Raw genomic sequence first — 17,023 nt, 5'->3', positions numbered from 1 at the left:
GGCGTTGCTGACGCCTCGGCAGGTTCGTACTACCCGGCGGTGCCCTGCACCCGGAGTCGGCTCATCGCAGCGTCGAGCTCGTACACCTCGACGGGCCAACTCCCGCCGCTGTTCACGAACTGCTTGTACGCCTCCGGGCCCATCCAATCGGCAACGTTGCCAATGCGGTCCTCGACGTAGACATCGACGTTGTAGACACCACCGACCGATCCCTTCGGAATCGTGAGGTACGTGGTCCAGACTCCGTCTCGAACCGTCCCGGACGTACGCGTGACCGACTCTTCACAGGCAACGCTGATGTAGAAAGGGTCCGAAGGCGCGGAGGTTCCCGGTCGCGTAAGGCAGATACCGACCCTATCCACTCCGGACTTGGCATCACGGACCCGGGCCGACACCTTGACCTTCTTTGACGCCGTCCTGACATCGATGCTCGTCGGCGTGAGCGCTGAGATGCTCACCGTGGGTACATCGGAGTCAGGATCCGTGTTCGTGACGGTCAGGATGTCGCGAGTGAGCCCGACCTCGCGCCCATGACGATCCATGACCCACAACTGCAGTTCCATCGGCCCGGCTGGCGTCCACCGCGGAACGGTGAGGGTGTACTCCCACCATCCGTCTCGGGTGCCACCGGACACGAGGGACATGGTGGCCATGTAGATGGAGCCGTTGACGGAAGAGGCCACGAAATGGCCCTGGATCCGTTTGACGCCACTGAGGTCGTCCGTCGCGTGCACTCGCACCTTCACCTTCGCGTCCGCTGAAGTGGTGTCGACGGTCGACGGAGACGCTGTGACGGACGCGATGCTCGGCGGAGCCTTGTCGTAGCCACAGCCGCTCAAGATGTCGTAGACGTCGTAGTAGCAGGTGTTGGTGCCGGCATTGCCGTGGACGTCGTCCACTCCGGTCCCACCGGTCAGCTTGTCGTTGCCGTCGCCACCGTTGAGGGTGTCGTCACCACTGTCGCCCCAGAGCCGGTCCTGACCCGCCCCACCGCTGACGGTGTCCAGGTGGTTGTTCCCATGGAGCTGGTCGTCGCCGTCGTTGCCGGCAATCCGGTCGTTGCCGTCTCCGCCGGAGACCGAGTCGTTGCCGTCTGCGCCGCTGATGGAGTCGGATCCTGTGCCTCCGGAGATCGCGTCTCCGCTCGTCCCGCCGTTGATGCTGTCCCCGCCGGCGCCCCCGTAGATGCGGTCCGCCCCTGCCCCGCCGGAGATCACGTCGAAGTGGTCGCCACCAGAGATGACGTCACCGCCGTCCTCGCCCCAGATGTTGTCCTGTCCGGTGCCGCCGTTGAGACTGTCCGGACCGCCATCACCATGGATCCAGTCCTCGCCGCTCCCGCCGAGCACCCGGTCGGCGCCGTAGCCGGCGTAGACGTGATCCCCGCCCGATCCGGCGTCGACGAGATCGTCGCCACCCTTGGCGTAGATGATGTCGCCGCCACCCCGGCCGCAGATGACGTCGCGGCGAGACGTGCCCTTCAGGACGTCACCGCCAGATGTGCCGACGATCGTGCAGCGTACGCCGGTGGATGTTGTCGCCGCGCTCGCGGGACTCGCCACGAGTACGGTCGCCGAGGCGGCCATCGCGACGATCCCGGCAAGCAGCGTGCGCCCCGTCAGGAGCACCATTCCTGCCTCCAGAAGATCCTCAGGCCCGCGTCAGCGCGGGCCTGAGGATGGTGCCAGATCCGATACCCGGTCGGGTAGCGAATTGGTGTTCTGTGGGGCGATTGTCGAACGTGGATCAGAACAACAGGGCCGCGCTCGGGTCGCCGACGATCCTGGCCACGTCGGCGAGGAAGCGGGAGCCGGCCTCGCCGTCGATGTGGCGGTGGTCGAAGCTGAGCGCGAGGGTGCAGACGTCGCGCGGCTCGATGCGCTCGTCGTCACCTTCGCCGACCACCCAGGGCTGGCGCTTGATCGCGCCGACGGAGAGGATCGCGGACTCGCCCGGGTTGATGATCGGGGCGCCGCCGTCGATGCCGAACGGACCGATGTTGGTGATCGTGAACGTCCCACCGGCCTGGTCGGCGGGAGGGGTCTTGCCGGTGCGGGCGGTCGCGGTCAGCTCGTTGATCGCGGCGCCCAGCTCGACCAGGGACATCCGGTCGGCGCCCTTGACGTTCGGCACCTGCAGACCTCGCGGGGTCGCGGCGGCGATGCCGAGGTTGACGTACTCCTTGAACACGATCTCCTGGGCGGCCTCGTCCCACCAGGAGTTGATGATCGGGGTACGTCGCATCGCCAGCAGCGTCGCCTTGGCCACGACCAGCAGGGGGCTGACGCGGACTTCGGCGAAGTCGCGGTTGGCCTTGAGGCCGGCGACCAGCTCGGACGTACGGGTCACGTCGATCGTCGTCCAGATGGTCACGTGCGGCAGCGTGAACGCGGAGTCGACCATCGCCTGGCCCATCTGCTTGCGCAGACCCTTGATCGGCTCGCGACGCTCACCGCCCCCGCTGGTTGAGCCGGGCTCCTGAGGTACGAAGGAACCCGTGTCGAAACCAACAGAGTCGAGATCCGCGGTCGTGATCACGCCGTCTTCCCGAGCGGGCGTGACGCCGGATAGATCTATCCCGCGGTCCCGGGCGGCTTTTCGGGCAGTCGGCTTGGCCAGCACACCGGTGCCCGCGGCGGCGGCCGGGGCGGAGACGGTGCGGGTGCGGCGTACGACTGCGTCTTCCTTGGAGCCGTAGCCGACCAGCGTCAGCGGCTTCTCGTGCTCCTCCGACTCAGGGGCTGACGTCTCGGGCGACGGGACTGACGTCTCGGGCGACGGGGCCGACGTCTCGGGCGACGGGGCTGACGTCTCGGCGAGGGAGTCGCCGATGCGGATGATCGGGGTGCCGACCTGGACCTCGGCGCCGACCTCGACGAGCAGCTCCTGCACGACTCCGGCATAGGGCGAGGGGAGCTCGACGACGGACTTGGCGGTCTCGATGTCGCAGACGGGGTCGTTGACCTTGATGACGTCGCCGACAGCGACGTGCCACTCGACGATCTCGGCCTCGGTGAGGCCTTCACCCACGTCCGGAAGGCGGAACTCGTTCACCATGCCAGGCTCCTGTCGACGGCATCGAGGACCCGGTCTAGGTCGGGGAGGAAGAATTCCTCCGCTCGGGCCGGCGGGTAGGGCGTGTCGAAGCCACCGACCCGCAGGACCGGCGCCTCCAGCGAGTGGAAGCAGGTCTCGGTGATCCGGGCGGCGAGCTCGGCGCCGAGGCCGAGGTTGACGTGGGCCTCGTGGACGACGACGGCACGGCCGGTACGCCGCACCGACTCATAGACCGGCGCCATATCGAGCGGCGAGAGCGCCCGCAGGTCGATCACCTCGACCGACTTCCCTTCCCCCGCGGCCGCCTCCGCGGCGGTCAGCGCGGTCTTCAACGTCGGTCCGTAGGCCAGCATCGTCAGGTCGGTGCCGGGCCGCGTCACCCGGGACGCGAACAGCGGACCAGGCGTGGCATCGACGTCGACCTCGGCCTTGGTCGAGTGATAGAGCCGCTTCGGCTCCAGGAAGATCACCGGATCCGGATGCGAGATCGCCTGCTGGATCATCCAGTAGGCGTCGACCGGATCCGAGCACGCCACCACCTTGAGACCAGGGGTGTGCGCGAACTGCGCCTCCGGCGACTCGCTGTGGTGCTCGACGGCCCCGATGCCGCCGCCGAACGGGATCCGGATGACCATCGGCATCGCGACCCGCCCGCCACTTCGATAGTGGAACTTCGCCACCTGCGACACGATCTGGTCGTAGGCCGGGTAGACGAACCCGTCGAACTGGATCTCCACCACCGGCCGGTAGCCCCGCAGCGCGAGCCCGACCGCCGTCCCGACGATCCCCGACTCCGCCAGCGGGGTGTCGATGACCCGTGCCTCGCCGAAGTCCTTCTGCAGCCCGTCGGTGATCCGGAAGACACCGCCGAGCCGGCCGATGTCCTCGCCCATCAGGACGACCTTGTCGTCGTCCTCCATCGCGCGTCGGAGCCCCGCGTTGAGCGCCTTCGCCAGCGTCATCTTCGTCATCGCGAGGCCCCCTCGGGCTCGAAGGAGGAGAGGTACGCCGCATAACCGTCACGCTGCTCCTGCAGCTCCGGCGGCAGCTCGGTGTAGACGTTGTCGAAGAGGCGTACGGGATCGGGCTCGGGCAGGGCGTGGATCCCGGCGCGCAGGCGCTCACCGAACTCCTCGGCCTCCGCCTCCACCTTGGCGAAGAAGGAGGTCGACGCGCCACCACCGCGGCGCAGATAGGCCTCGACCCGGGCGATCGGATCCTTGAGCTTCCACGCCTCGACCTCGTCGGAGACCCGGTAGCGGGTCGGGTCGTCGGTCGTCGTGTGGGCACCCATCCGGTAGGTGTAGGCCTCGATCATCGTCGGCCCACCACCCTCACGGGCCCGTTTGAGCGCCGACTTCATCACCTCGTACGTCGCCAGCACGTCGTTGCCGTCCACGCGGATCCCAGGAAACCCGAAGCCCTGGGCGCGCTTGTAGAGCGGCACCTTGACCATCTGCTCGACCGGCTCGGAGATGGCCCACTGGTTGTTCTGGCAGAAGAAGACGACCGGGGCGTTGTAGGAGGCGGCGAAGACCATCGCCTCGTTGACGTCGCCCTGCGAGGAGGCGCCATCACCGAAGTGGGCGACAACGGCCGTGTCCCGCAGAGGGTCGCCGGTGCCGACGAGGCCGTCCATCTGCACGCCCATCGCGTAGCCGGTCGCGTGCAGTGTCTGGGCGCCGATGACGATCGTGTAGAGCCCGAAGTTGTGCTCGTTGGGGTCCCAGCCACCCTGGTCGGTGCCCCGGAAGAGCCCTAGCAGCTGCATCGGGTCGACGTCGCGGCACCAGGCCACACCGTGCTCGCGGTAGGTCGGGAAGACGAAGTCCTGGGGTGCGAGCGCGCGGGCCGCACCGATCTGCGCCGCCTCCTGGCCCAGCAGCTGTGCCCACAGGCCCAGCTCGCCGTGGCGCTGCAGCGCGGTGGCCTCGACGTCGAGGCGGCGGGTCAGCACCATGTCGCGGTAGAAGCCGCGTACGGCCTCGTCCTCAGGTCGGTCGGGTGAGAACTCGAAGTCCGGGTGCGAGACCCGTTCTCCCTCGGGGTTCAGCAGCTGCACCATGTCGGTGTGGCTGGGACTCGGATCCAGAAATTCAGTCATCACACTTCCTTCACACGGGGTGGGGTTGCCACCGCTGGCACGCGCCCGCGCACGGACTTGTGACCCGCGACACGTGGCACTCACCAAGGTACTCGGCCGCGAGGAATTGTGGTGGTCGGAACGACGGCTCGTGGCTAGAGTCACGGCCCCACACTCGGCCACGGAGGCACAGATGTCCGATCCCTACGGCTACCAGCCCTATCCCGCCGCCGTCGCTCCGCCCACGGTTCCCGCCGAACGGCCGAAGACACTGACGTACGCCGTGATCGGCATGTGGATCGGCGGCCTGCTGAGCGTCGTCTCGATGGTCTTCCTCCTCACCATGGACACCACCGAGATGAAGACGCTGCTGGTGACGGAGATGGAGAAGCAGCCGACGTACGACCCGTCGGTCCTCGAGGCACGGGAGATGGCGGACGTGTTCGTCCCGATCATCCAGATCGGTGGAGCGGTGCTCGCGGTGATCTCGCTCGGCGTGTGGATCTGGATGGCGGTCATGAACGGGAAGGGCCGCAACTGGGCCCGCATCGTCGCCACCGTCCTCGGCGCGCTCTCGTTGGCCGGCAGCCTGTCGAGCGTGGGCAACATCGCCGGCAACGCCGCGCTCGGCGGCGCGACCATGCCGATGTCGGCCGGCAACGTCGTGCTCTCCGTCCTCGACCCGCTGCTGGTGATCGCGATCCTGGTCCTGCTGTGGCTGCGGCCGTCCTCGGCGTACTTCAGCGCGGTCGGCGCTGCAAGGCAGCGAGAGCGCAGCGGCTACTACGCCGGCTGAAGGAACATCTTCGTCAGCCGAGCGACTCCCGGCATCGGTAGACAACTAAGCAAGCGCTTAGTACTTTCTATCGGACCCGATGAGCCCAGCTCGAGGAGATGAGGAACCGATGGCTCGAAGTGTCCGAGTGGAGTCGCTCAAGAGCGATCTTGGCGTGGCCGACCTGGTAGACGTCCCGAGACCGCCGCTCGCCGAGGGTGAGGTGTCGGCGCGGATCGAACGCATCGCTCTCACGACGAACAACATGACCTACGCGGTCTACGGTGACACCCTGGGCTACTGGAATCTGTTCCCGGCGAAACAGCCCGGGTACGGCTGCATGCCGGCGTGGGGGCACGCCGAGATCGTCGAGTCGAGGGCGTCCGACCTCCCGGTGGGGACGCGAGTCTTCGGCTACTTCCCCATCGCGACCCATCTGACGATGCGACCGACGTCGGTCACCTCCCGCAGCTTCGTCGACGGTGCCGAGCACCGCACCGGGACGCCTCAGGTCTACAACCTCTACGAGTTCGAACCCCGGGACTCCGATCCACGCCTGGACAGCCTCACCGCCATCTTCCGTGCTCTGTTCATCACCTCCTACACCGCCGCCGACTACCTCCGTGATCGCGACTTCTTCGACGCCGAGCAGTTCGTGATCTCGAGCGCGTCGAGCAAGACGGCGTACGGCACCGCCTACTGCCTCGCCGACTCGCCGGCCGAGAAGATCGCGCTCACCTCGGCCCGCAACATCGACTTCGTGAAGGGCCTCGGCCACTACGCCGCAGCACATGAGTACGCCGATCTGACGGCGATCGACAGGACCAAACGGACCGTCTACGTCGACCTGTCGGGCGACGGTGACCTGCGCCGTCGAGTTCACGAGCACTTCGGTGACCAGCTCGCCTTCGACTGCCTCATCGGGTCGACTCAGGCCGACGGTTTCCCCGAGGAGGACAAGAGCCTCGTGGGACCGGCTCCGGTCTTCTTCTTCGCAGCCCTCCAGCTCGATGCCTACAAGGCCGAAGGCCAGTCGCGCGCGTTCATGCAGCGCTATCGCCGCGACGAGCGCGACTTCCTCGAGCGTGCGGGAGGTACGGAGCAGCCATCGATCACGCTGCTCGAGCACACTGGCCTCGGGGACGCCCCGGCCGTCATCGCCGGCTTCCACGACGGATCGACGGACCCCGCCGTCGGCCACATCTTCCTCCCCAACGCGGGTTGATCACCGCGACACGGCCACGCACCGACTAGTGGTCTGAGCCGAGCGACTCACGCCCGTGCGGCTCGTCCCAACCGGAGAGGTCGGGGCCGGCGGGGACGATCTGGGTGGGGTTCAGGTCGGTGTGGACGATGTAGTAGTGCTGCTTGATCTGCGGGAAGTCGAGGGTCTCGCCGATCCCGGGGGTCTGGTAGAGGTCGCGCGCGTAGGCCCACAGGGCGGGGAGCTCGACGAGCTTCTGCCGGTTGCACTTGAAGTGGCCGTGGTAGACGGCGTCGAAGCGGGCCAGCGTCGTGAACAGCCGGATGTCGGACTCGGTGAGCTGGTCGCCGACCAGGTAGCGCTGCCCGGAGAGCCGCTCCTCGAGCCAGTCGAGAGCAGCGAAAAGACGGGCATAGGCCGCGTCGTACGCCTCCTGGGAACCGGCGAAGCCACACCGGTAGACCCCGTTGTTGACCTCGGTGAAGACCCGCTTGTCGACCTCGTCCATCTCCTCGCGGAGCGCGCGCGGCCACAGGTCGGGAGCGTCGTCGGCGAAGAAGTCGGTCCACTCGTGGAAGAAGTCGTGGGTGATCCACGGGAAGTCGTTGGTGACGACCTTGCCGGTGGCCTCCTCGACGATCGCCGGCACCGTGATGCCGCGCGGATAGTCGGGGTAGCGCTTGAAGTAGGCCTGCTGCAGCCGCTCGATGCCGAGCACCGGGTCGACGCCGCCGGGGTCGAGGTCGAAGGTCCACGACCGGGCGTCGTGCGTGGGGCCGGCGAGGCCGAGGGAGATGACGTCCTGGAGCCCGAGCAGGTTGCGGACGATGATGGCCCGGTTGGCCCACGGGCAGGCGGCGGCCGCGACGAGACGGTAGCGTCCCGGCTCGACCGGCCACAACGGCACCTCACTCGGCCCGAACTCGGGTGTCCGCGCGTCTCGCGTGATCCGGTCCGGGATGTAGTTCATGTCCCGGTTGAACTCGTTACCTGGCTCGACGTAGGTCGCCTTCTCCCGCATGGGCTCACCCTACGTGGTGGTTGAATCCTGAAGCGGCTCAGAGGAATCTCCAGGCGAGGCCCGCGGCCTCCAGGATCACCCAGAACCGCAGCGCACGGGAGATGAGCACCGTGAGCGTGAAGATCGGCAGGTTGAACCGCAAGGCGCCGAACAGCACCGCCATCACCGCGAGCGGCGGAAAGCCGGAGAGGCCCGACGTGGCCAGGAGTGCGGTGGCCAGAGCCGGGCGCCCTGAGGTCCGCGCGTACCAACGGTCGTAGGAGTCCTGCCACTTGGGCGACTCGAGCTTCTTCCTGATCCACGGGATGTTGGTGGATCCACGGCCGGCGTAGTACCAGACCACCTTGCCGCCGGTCTGGCCGAGCCCGGCGACGAACCCGAGCAGCGCCGGCCACCAGTCAGAGTTCTGGGCGACGACGGAGAGGTACCCCTCGGCGTTCATCACCGGGATGAGCGCCGAGCCGAGACAGAAGAGGAGCGTGCCGATCAGAAGTCTCATCGAGGCACGGGCAGGCCGATCCTGAGAAGCCGTCCCAGCGAGACGCACTTCATGACCAGCAGGGCCGTGGCGATCACCAGACCCACCCACATCCAGCCGGTGACCAGCAGCAGGATCGCGAAGAGCCCCGAGTTGACCGCCTTGCCCGGGTGGGACCAGTTCCACCGCCACAGCGTCCGGTCGATGACATAGAAGTAGTTCGGGCTCTTGATCGGCCAGGCCAGGTAGGAGATCGAGAGAAAGCAGTCGATCACCATGAACTCCACCAGGTAGACGAAGATCGCCGGCGACAGGTCCGGCTGCAGGAACGCCAGCCCGACGTAGAACGCCGCCGCGCAGAGACGGTCGGAGAAGATGTCGAGCACCCCGCCGATCCGCGTCTCCTCATCACGCCATCGGGCGACCGCCCCATCGAGGCTGTCCCCGACCCAGTAGACGACCAGCGCGATGACCAGAAGCTTCAGGCTCTCCTGATACGCGGCGCTCGCCGCCAGCACGACCGCCGCGATGGTGCGTACGAACGTGATCACGGTTGCAGACGTCCACAGTCGTTCCGACTCGGGGCGGGCGCGCTCCTTGGCGTCGGGGACGACGGCGGTATCGGTCATGGTCCGGAGCATAGAGTGCCGATACGCATCGGCCGCCGGAATCGGCCCGCGGCTCAGCCCGCGTCGCGCACCAACGAGGCCACGAAGTCGAGCTTGTCCAGGACCGCCGGCGGGATGACGAAGGGGTACAGGTCGTCGTGGCCCATCGACCGGTTGATCACGTTGAGCGCGGCCGAGAGCGGCACCCAGATGTCGGTGACGACCTGCCGGAACGGCATCTCGGCGGGCACCGGGTCGGCGAGCCCGTACGCCGCCGCGGACCCGAGCGTGTCGCGGATGTGCAGGTAGTGGGCCCAGGTCTCGGCGAAGTCCTCGAAGGGGTGCATGGTGGCGTAGGTCGAGATGTAGTTCTCGGTCCAGCCGGCAGGCGGGCCTTCGGAGTAGTGACGCTGCAGCGACTCCTCGTAGGAGACCGACTCGTCGCCGAAGACCTCGGTGCACCGCTCCATCAGCTCGGGCCCGCGGACCAGCTGCCACTCGTAGTAGTGGCCGACCTCGTGCCGGAAGTGGCCCAGCAGGGTGCGGTAGGGCTCGTCGAGGGTGGCCCGGACGTGCTCACGGTAGGCGTCGTCGGACTCGGCCAGGTCGATCGTGATCACGCCGCCGTCGTGACCGATGACCACATCAGGGGTGGACGCGACGCCGTCGCTGGCCAGCAGGTCGAAGGTGAGCCCCTCGTCAGGGTCCTCGGCCTTGGTCCGGATCTCCAGACCGAGGGTGTCGAGCTCGACCACGAGGTGACGTTTCGCCTGCTCAGCAAGGGAGTACTGCTGCTGGACGAACTCGGGTGCGGCGTCGTTGGGCCGGGTCCGGGTCAGCTCGCAGGCGAAGCAGATCCCGCCCTCGATGCGGGCCAGCCAGGTGCATCCCGTCTCGAGCGTGTTCGCACAGACCCACCAGACGTAGCCGTCGCTGTCGACGTACCTGCCCTCGGGTGAGACCGGGACGATCGCGCGCTCCTCGCGGGAGTAGGCGAGCCGGGTGCCACACGAGACGCACGCCGAGTTCTCGAAGTAGAGGCGGTTGCCACACTCCCGACAGGTGAACGCTCTCATGCCACCATCATCCGCTGGCGGCCACGACCTTCCAGTCGACGACGCGCCAGTGGTCGCCGACCTTGGCCAGCCAGACCACCAACCCGTCATCCGGAACGGTGCTGCCGTCCTCGGCTTCGTACGAGACCCTCACCCCGACGATGGCGCGCGAACCTTCGACGACGGCTTCCTGGAACGCGAGGGTCCTGGTCAGCGTCTGCGGGCTGGGGTCGGAGTAGGTCCGCTTCCCCTCCGCGACCCGCACCATGTCGTTGGCGCCCCCACCGTCGAGGATCCCATCGCCCTCCTCGGAGGCGAGCTCGTAGAGCGTGGCGACCGAGGTCGTCTCCAGGAAGTCCCGGGTGACCTCGGCCGGACCCGAGCCTCGCGCGAGCCACCAGAGCGAGAGCGCGGCGAGAGCCGCGGCGACCACCAGCAGTCCGGAGATGCGTACTCCGCGACGCCAGCGGCTGCCGCGGGTCACGATGCTCGCCCGCTGCGGAGGCTGTCCCACGAGCAACACCGTAACTTCACTCCTGCTGGTCGGGGGCCACATCGACCGAGACGGTCAAGGTCGAGGTGGTGGCTTCGGTGTAGATGACCCCCTTCACAGGAGGCACATCGGCATAGTCACGTCCCCAGGCGACGCTCACGTAGCGATCGTCGGCCCTGGTGTCGTTGGTCGGGTCGAGGGCGAGCCACTGGCCCGTCCCCGCGCCGCTGAGGTCTGCCCCGTAGTGGGGCAGCCACACCTCCACCCAGGCATGGGAAGCATCGGCTCCGACGAGCCGCGGCTTCCCCGGCGGAGGGGTGGTGGCGAGGTAGCCGGAAACATAGCGGGCCGCAAGCCCGTGCGCTCGGAAACAGGCCAACATCAGGTGAGCAAAATCCTGGCAGACGCCTCCCTGCGCCTCGAAGATCTCCGGGATCGTCGAGGTGACCGTCGTGGCGGTGTCGTCGTAGTCGAACCCGGCATGGATCCGATGCATCAGATCCTCCGCCGCCTCCACGAGCGGGCGCTGCTCGGTCAAAGAGACGGCACCGAAGTCGTACGCCTCCCGGGTGTGCTCCACGAGCGGCGAGGCCACCGCCAGGTCGGCCGCCCGCCACGCGCCCGGCAGGCCCGGGTCGACCAGCGGCCGCGCCCGCTCCCACGGCTGGTCGAAGCTCGCCTCGTCATAGACCGGGGTGCTGACCTCGACCTCGGAGACCGCCGCGATCTCGAGCCGCTGATGCGGCTCGAGGACCTGGAAGTACGTCACCGTGTTCCCGTAGAAGTCGACGTCGCTCGACTGGTCCGCGGGCGCCGGAGTGATGTCCACGTCAGTGGTCTCGACATGCTGGTGCGGCAGCTCCCGCGGGGTGACATGGGCGATGCCGAACGAGTTGGTGACATCCTCGTCATAGGAGTACGTCGTCGTATGGCTGACCCGGTATCTCACCCGCGGCATCGTATCCGGCCCCCCACTGCCACGAGTGGGCGAAAGCGCTTAAAGGGACTCCTCGTGCACCACGACGAATCCTGGCCAGTCCGACTGGCGGAGTCGCGTTGCGAGCCGCTGGGCTTCTGTCTCGTCGATCGCTTCCAGGTCGCTGTGGCTGACGGAACCTCGACCATCAAGCTCGCCGTCCTTGTCGATCCACCGCACTCGCGGTGCACCGAAGAGACCGCGGAGCTCAACGACCCGACCCGGATGGTGGCGGGTCAGTCCAGTCGCATAGTTGTACGCCGCCTGACCCTGTTGCCAGGGGACGACCTGTCCCTGGCGCCAGGGACCGTAGTAAGGGTCCCAGGCGTCATCCTCGAGCACCGGACCAACCCACCGGACCAGGTCACCGACGTGAAACGGTGAAGGTTCCGGCTCACCGACCTCATCATGCGGAATCCCATTCCAGCCAGGGCTCTCGCGGGTGGTGCGCACCAAGTCCTCGAACTCCGCATCGGGGACCACTCGAAGGTTCTTCACCTCGTAGACCGCGTCGGGGCAGTACCAGCCGTCCTTGTCGAGCCACGAGACGAACGCCCAGCCGTCTGGCAGGTCATCCACGACAACCCCTGGCAGCGCCAGCGGACCACCTTCGACGGGAGGACGTTTCCCCACCCAGACGACCCGGCGACCCCGCGGCGGATCGGGGGAAATCTTCTCGTGCTCGCGATCAGACGTCCTGTCCATGCCACCAACCTATGCTCAAGTGAGCGATTGCGCCGGGAGGGCGTTGAGGGACTGGGGGGCGGGGCCGGTGGCGAAGTGGACGTCGCTGATGGCCTCGGCGAGGCGGACGAGCTGGGCGTGGACCTGGTCGAGGAACGACTCCAGGTTGGGGCGGCCGACGCCGCCGATGGCGACGAGGCCGGCGACCTCGGTGCGGTCGAGCATGTCGGTGATGTCGTCGAGGAGCCGCTCCGGGCGGGAGGAGCCGGTCGAGCCGGGCAGCTGGGTGAGGTGGAGCCGCAGCTCGTTCAGACAGAAGGCGAGCGAGCGCGGGTTGTCGCGGTCCATGATCAGCAGGTCGAGGACTCCCCCGGTGCGTACGTAGCCCCGGTAGCGGCGGCGGTGGGTGACCGCGGACTCGGCGGAGGCGAGGACGGCGTTGAGCACCGCGCGATCGACCTCGAGACCGCGGCGGACGGTCGTGGTGGCGCGCAGGAGCTGGCAGATCTGCATGGCGCGCTCCAGGAACCGGCCCAGCCGGATCGAGTGGTAGCCCTCGTCGCGGATCATGCTCGCCACGATCCCCTGCATCGCCAGGATGCCGTGCAGCGTCTCGGCGCCCGACTCGGCGATCTGGTGCGAGTGCGGGTTGACCCGGAGCTCCTCGGCGGCTCGGTCGGTCGAGGAGAAGATCCGCCACATGTCGGGGCTGAGCTGGTCGCGTACGCCGCTGAAGGCCTGCCGCATCCCGGCCAGCGACTGCGCCGCCGACCCCGGCCGGTCGGCGTCCAGCAGCATCGACCGGAACTCGGCGTCGATATCGGCATCCGCCGGCCCGTGCCCGCCCAGCCGGTCGAGCGCGCTGAGCATCACCTCGAGGCTGATGCCGCCGGACGTACGCGGCCTGGTCCTGAAGTCTTCGGCGAGCACGTGCGTGGCCAGGATGAGCCGGATGAGGTCCTCGGCACGCTCCGCGTAGCGACCCGACCAGTACATGTCCTCGAGCGCTCGCGGGACGAGCACCGTGACCGAGCGCGTGTGGGTCATCGGCAGCACGTCGGCCAGGCCCTGGTCGGCGTCCTGCGGCGACTCCTTGAGCACCCAGACGTCCTTGCTGCACGGCGGCAGCCCGGTCTCGTCGGCCCGGATCGAGGCCAGGCCGCCGACCAGCGGGCGGTAGGCCGAGCCGTAGCGGAGCGAGAACGTACGCAGCGTCAGCGGCCGACCGACCGCGCCGCGCCCTTCCGCCCAGGTCGGGGCCTGGGAGAGCGTGATCCTCTCCTGGCCGACGAAGCGGTAGGGGTCGGTGGCGATCTTGGTGCGGAGCTCCTCCGGGGTGCCGGTGACGATGGCACCTTCGAGCGTGCGCACCACCAGGTCCCCGGCGTCCAGCCGCCGCTCGACCTCCGCCCGCTGGGCCGGGTCGCCGCACCACCAGGTGCCGAGCGACGCGAGCCGCAGCGGCTCGCCGAGCAGCGCCTCGCAGGCAGCGGGGAGGTAGGGCGCGAGCCCCGGGTTCTCGAGTACGCCGGCGCCGAACCCGTTGACCACCCGCACGTTGCCGCGGCGTACGGCCTCGATCAGGCCGGCCACGCCGAGCTGGCTGTCGCCGCGGAGCTCGAGGGGGTCGGACCAGGTCGCGTCGACGCGACGCAGGATGACGTCGACCCGCTCGAGCCGGTCGCCGTGGCCGCGCATGAGGACCTCGCCGCTGCGGACGGTCAGGTCGGCACCCTGGACCAGCGGGAAACCCAGGGTCGAGGCGAGAAATGCCTGGTCATAGGCGGTTTCTGAGTGGGTGCCCGGGGACAGGACGACGACCCGGGGGTCGGCCTGGTCTCCGGGTGCAGACTCGAGGAGGGCGGACCGGAGAGCGGCGAAGTAGGGCTCCATCCGGTGCAGCCCGGCGTCGCGGTGGAGCTCGGGGAGCACCCGGCTGATCACGCGGCGGTTCTCCATCGCATAGCCGATCCCGGAGGGGGCCTGGGTGCGGTCGGCGAGGACGCGCCACTCGCCGTCGGGCGTGCGGCCGAGGTCGGTGGCGGCCAGCACCAGCGGTCGCGGGTCGTGGTTGCTGGCCCGGGCGGCGACGCGATGGAAGCCGTGGTGACCGAAGATCACCGCGGCCGGGACGATCCCGTCGGCCAGGAGTCGCTGGGGGCCGTAGAGGTCGACCAGGATCGCGTTGAGCAGCTCGGCACGCTGGGCCAGGCCGACCTCGAGGATGCGCCACTGGGCCGGGTCGATGACGAGCGGCACCGGGTCGAGCCGCCAGGGCTCGGGCTTGGTGCCGGGGCGCAGGTAGGTGACCCCGTCGTCGGCGAGGAACCGCTCGACGTCGTGGCCGATCCGGCTCAGCGTGGCCGGCGTGATCGAGACGGCGGTCTCGGCCATCGGCTTCCAGGCCGGGCGCAGGGTGCCGTCGGGCCCGACGACCTCGTCGTAGGGCTGGTCGGTCGCGTCGAGGAGACCGAGGGCGTCGGCGTACTCGCGAAGGACGGTCACCGCACCGCCCGTCGGAGATCGAGAGTGTGCGGGTTGTCAGGAGTGGTGGCCCGGGCCGCGCGCTCACGCATCTCCGCGATGTCCAGGCGTCCGGAGGTGTGGCCGCGCGCCTCGAACCTGCTCGCGCGCCGTGCCTCGGCCTCGTTGGCGTTCACCGGCGGGTGGTCGTAGCTGCGGCCGCCCGGGTGCACGACGTGGTAGGTCGCGCCACCGAGACTGGTCTCGGAGGCGATGTCGACGACGTCGAAGTGGAGCGGTGCCTGGACGTCGATGCTCGGGTGCAGGCTCGACCACGGGCTCCATGCCTTGAACCGGACACCGGCATAGAAGGTATCCGGAACGGAGGTCGGGGTCAGCGGCACCGGAACACCCTGACACGTCACCAGCTGCCGGTCGAGGTCGATCCCTCTCGCCGAGATCTGGACCCGCTCGACCGAGGAGTCGACGTAGCGAGCCGTCCCGGTGCCGGTCGCCTCCTCACCGAGCACGTTCCACGGCTCGATCGCCTGCCGCAGCTCGAGCTCGACACTGGTCGTCGAGTCCAGGGCCACGCGCGCGAACCCGATCCGCGGAAACCGGAACTCCGCGTACGCCGCCAGCCACTGCGACTCGAACGGGATCCCGTGGCGGCGCAGGTCGGCCACGACCTCCTCGATGTCGCGCAGGCACCCCTGCGGGAGCAGGAAGTCCTCGTGGAGGGCGCTTCCGTGGCGGATCAGAGGCTCCTCGTACGGCTCCTCCCAGAACCAGGCGACCAGGCTCCTGACCAGGAGGGACTGGAGGAGGGCCATCTGCGGGTGCGGCGGCATCTCGAAGCCGCGGAGCTCGAGGAGGCCGAGACGCCCTCGGGACGAGTCCGGGGAGTAGAGCTTGTCGATGCAGAACTCGGCGCGGTGGGTGTTGCCGGTCAGGTCGGTGAGCAGGTGGCGCAGCGCGCGGTCGATCAGCCACGGACGGGGCTCGGGGTGCTCGCGGGTGATCCGGGCGACCTCCTGGAGGGCGATCTCCATCTCGTAGACCGCCTCCGGACGGCCCTCGTCGAACCTCGGTGCCTGACTGGTCGGGCCGATGAAGCGGCCGGAGAAGAGGTAGGAGAGGGAGGGGTAGCGCTGCCAGTAGCGGATCAGGCTGGCCAGCAGATCGGGGCGGCGGAGCAGCGGGCTGCGCTCCGGGGTCCGGCCACCCAGGGTCAGGTGGTTGCCGCCGCCGGTGCCGGTGTGGAGGCCGTCGAGGTCGAACTTCTCCGTCGACAGGCGGACCTGTCTGGCCTGCTCGTAGAGCGTGGTGATCAGCTCGCGCTGCTCCGCCCAGCTCGCCGTCGGCTGGACGTTGACCTCGATCACGCCGGGATCCGGGGTGACCGTCAGCCTGGCCAGACGCGCGTCGGGCGGCGGGCCGTAGCCCTCGAGCACGACGCTGGTGCCGGCTTCGGAGACAGCCTGTTCGATCACCCGGAGCAGGGTCGCGTAGTCCTCCAACCGGTCGGTCGGCGGCAGGAACACGTGGACCAGCCCGTCACGCTCCTCGATCGCGAGCGCGGTGGTCGGCGCCTCGTCGGGATCGGTGACGGTCACCTGCGGGATCTCGGGGTCCAGCGGCTCGCCCGCGGTCAGGTAGGACGGCTCGCCCTGGAACTCCGGGTCGTGCCATGAGATCGAGTCCAGCGGCAGCCGCAGCCCGACCGCCGACGTCCCCGGCGCGAGCACCAGCCGTCCGCGCCGGAACCGCCACTGCGGGCTCGTCCACTCCCCGTCGTTGGTGTTGATCGGGATCACCCAGCCGACCGGCTCGGTGACCTCCTTGTCGAGCTCGGTGACGTTCAGGTCGCCCCGGTTCGCCGCGTCCTCCGGCTTCGGTCCCTCCGGCTGCCGCACCTCTTGCGCGATCTTCGCCAGCGGATCCTCGTACGCCGCGAACACCTGCTCCTCCGGCAGCCCCAGGATCCCCGCGATTCGTTGCGCTACGGCGACTGTGTTGGTCTCGACACGCTCGCGAGCGGGCGGGGCTCGACCCGCGGCGGCCGCGGTAGGGCCCCCGGTGGCGCGAGGCGGGGGCGTGGCGAGAGCAACCCGGGAGGTGTGGGC

General features: G+C 68.7%; 15 protein-coding genes. 2 read left to right on the top strand and 13 right to left on the bottom strand.

Features of this window, described 5'->3' with window-relative positions; translation table 11 throughout:
- Positions 1–29: 29 nt before the first annotated feature.
- The 4 genes from ACFV9G_RS28025 to pdhA form a co-directional block, all read right to left on the bottom strand.
- The gene (locus ACFV9G_RS28025) at positions 30–1,631 is read right to left on the bottom strand and encodes a calcium-binding protein (RefSeq protein ID WP_378732410.1); all 1,602 of its coding nucleotides are present in this window, start codon (positions 1,629–1,631) and stop codon (positions 30–32) included.
- A gap of 115 nt (positions 1,632–1,746) precedes the next feature.
- Positions 1,747–3,057: a dihydrolipoamide acetyltransferase family protein gene (locus ACFV9G_RS28020; RefSeq protein ID WP_378732408.1), complete on the bottom strand. Its 1,311-nt coding sequence runs from the start codon at positions 3,055–3,057 to the stop codon at positions 1,747–1,749.
- The gene (locus ACFV9G_RS28015; RefSeq protein ID WP_378732406.1) at positions 3,051–4,028 is read right to left on the bottom strand and encodes an alpha-ketoacid dehydrogenase subunit beta; all 978 of its coding nucleotides are present in this window, start codon (positions 4,026–4,028) and stop codon (positions 3,051–3,053) included. The genes ACFV9G_RS28020 and ACFV9G_RS28015 overlap by 7 nt, the downstream gene beginning before the upstream one ends.
- Positions 4,025–5,161, bottom strand: a complete 1,137-nt coding sequence (gene pdhA, locus ACFV9G_RS28010) for a pyruvate dehydrogenase (acetyl-transferring) E1 component subunit alpha (protein ID WP_378732404.1) — start codon at positions 5,159–5,161, stop codon at positions 4,025–4,027. The genes ACFV9G_RS28015 and pdhA overlap by 4 nt, the downstream gene beginning before the upstream one ends.
- A 172-nt stretch (positions 5,162–5,333) precedes the next feature.
- Here pdhA and ACFV9G_RS28005 point away from each other — a divergent pair, with 172 nt between their 5' ends.
- Together ACFV9G_RS28005 and ACFV9G_RS28000 are read left to right on the top strand one after the other, a co-directional pair.
- A complete protein-coding gene (locus tag ACFV9G_RS28005; RefSeq protein WP_378732402.1) occupies positions 5,334–5,936 on the top strand; it encodes a hypothetical protein in 603 nt (200 codons plus the stop codon).
- Positions 5,937–6,090: 154 nt separating this feature from the next.
- On the top strand, positions 6,091–7,140 hold the full coding sequence (locus ACFV9G_RS28000) for a DUF2855 family protein (RefSeq protein WP_378732400.1): 1,050 nt from the start codon (positions 6,091–6,093) through the stop codon (positions 7,138–7,140).
- A 25-nt stretch (positions 7,141–7,165) separates the two neighbouring features.
- On the opposite strand, the gene ACFV9G_RS27995 is transcribed toward ACFV9G_RS28000, so the two are convergent.
- The 9 genes from ACFV9G_RS27995 to ACFV9G_RS27955 all read right to left on the bottom strand — a co-directional run.
- Positions 7,166–8,140 (bottom strand): glutathione S-transferase family protein, encoded by a 975-nt coding sequence (locus ACFV9G_RS27995; RefSeq protein ID WP_378732398.1) that lies wholly within the window; start codon positions 8,138–8,140, stop codon positions 7,166–7,168.
- Positions 8,141–8,177: 37 nt separating this feature from the next.
- Complete coding sequence (locus ACFV9G_RS27990; protein ID WP_378732395.1) at positions 8,178–8,639, bottom strand: hypothetical protein; 462 nt, start codon at positions 8,637–8,639, stop codon at positions 8,178–8,180.
- Positions 8,636–9,247, bottom strand: a complete 612-nt coding sequence (locus ACFV9G_RS27985; RefSeq protein ID WP_378732394.1) for a CDP-alcohol phosphatidyltransferase family protein — start codon at positions 9,245–9,247, stop codon at positions 8,636–8,638. The genes ACFV9G_RS27990 and ACFV9G_RS27985 overlap by 4 nt, the downstream gene beginning before the upstream one ends.
- Positions 9,248–9,300: 53 nt before the next feature.
- Positions 9,301–10,302, bottom strand: coding sequence for a putative zinc-binding metallopeptidase (locus tag ACFV9G_RS27980; protein ID WP_378732392.1), 1,002 nt, complete (start codon positions 10,300–10,302; stop codon positions 9,301–9,303).
- 7 nt (positions 10,303–10,309) lie between these two features.
- A complete protein-coding gene (locus ACFV9G_RS27975; protein WP_378732390.1) occupies positions 10,310–10,795 on the bottom strand; it encodes a hypothetical protein in 486 nt (161 codons plus the stop codon).
- Between the two features lie 16 nt (positions 10,796–10,811).
- Entirely contained in the window at positions 10,812–11,732 is a 921-nt protein-coding gene (locus ACFV9G_RS27970; RefSeq protein ID WP_378732389.1) for a transglutaminase N-terminal domain-containing protein, read from the bottom strand.
- A gap of 39 nt (positions 11,733–11,771) precedes the next feature.
- The gene (locus ACFV9G_RS27965; RefSeq protein ID WP_378732387.1) at positions 11,772–12,455 is read right to left on the bottom strand and encodes a hypothetical protein; all 684 of its coding nucleotides are present in this window, start codon (positions 12,453–12,455) and stop codon (positions 11,772–11,774) included.
- 15 nt (positions 12,456–12,470) lie between these two features.
- Positions 12,471–14,939: a circularly permuted type 2 ATP-grasp protein gene (locus tag ACFV9G_RS27960; RefSeq protein WP_378732385.1), complete on the bottom strand. Its 2,469-nt coding sequence runs from the start codon at positions 14,937–14,939 to the stop codon at positions 12,471–12,473.
- Positions 14,936–17,023 (bottom strand): transglutaminase family protein (locus ACFV9G_RS27955; RefSeq protein ID WP_378732383.1); only part of this gene is annotated, 2,088 nt, incomplete at its 5' end. The genes ACFV9G_RS27955 and ACFV9G_RS27960, both read right to left, overlap by 4 nt.

This window comes from Nocardioides sp. NPDC059952, from assembly GCF_042730435.1.
In the GTDB taxonomy this organism is placed as follows: domain Bacteria; phylum Actinomycetota; class Actinomycetes; order Propionibacteriales; family Nocardioidaceae; genus Nocardioides.
The sequence above is the reverse complement of the archived record's forward strand: the minus strand, read 5'-3'. Positions and strand labels throughout refer to the sequence as shown.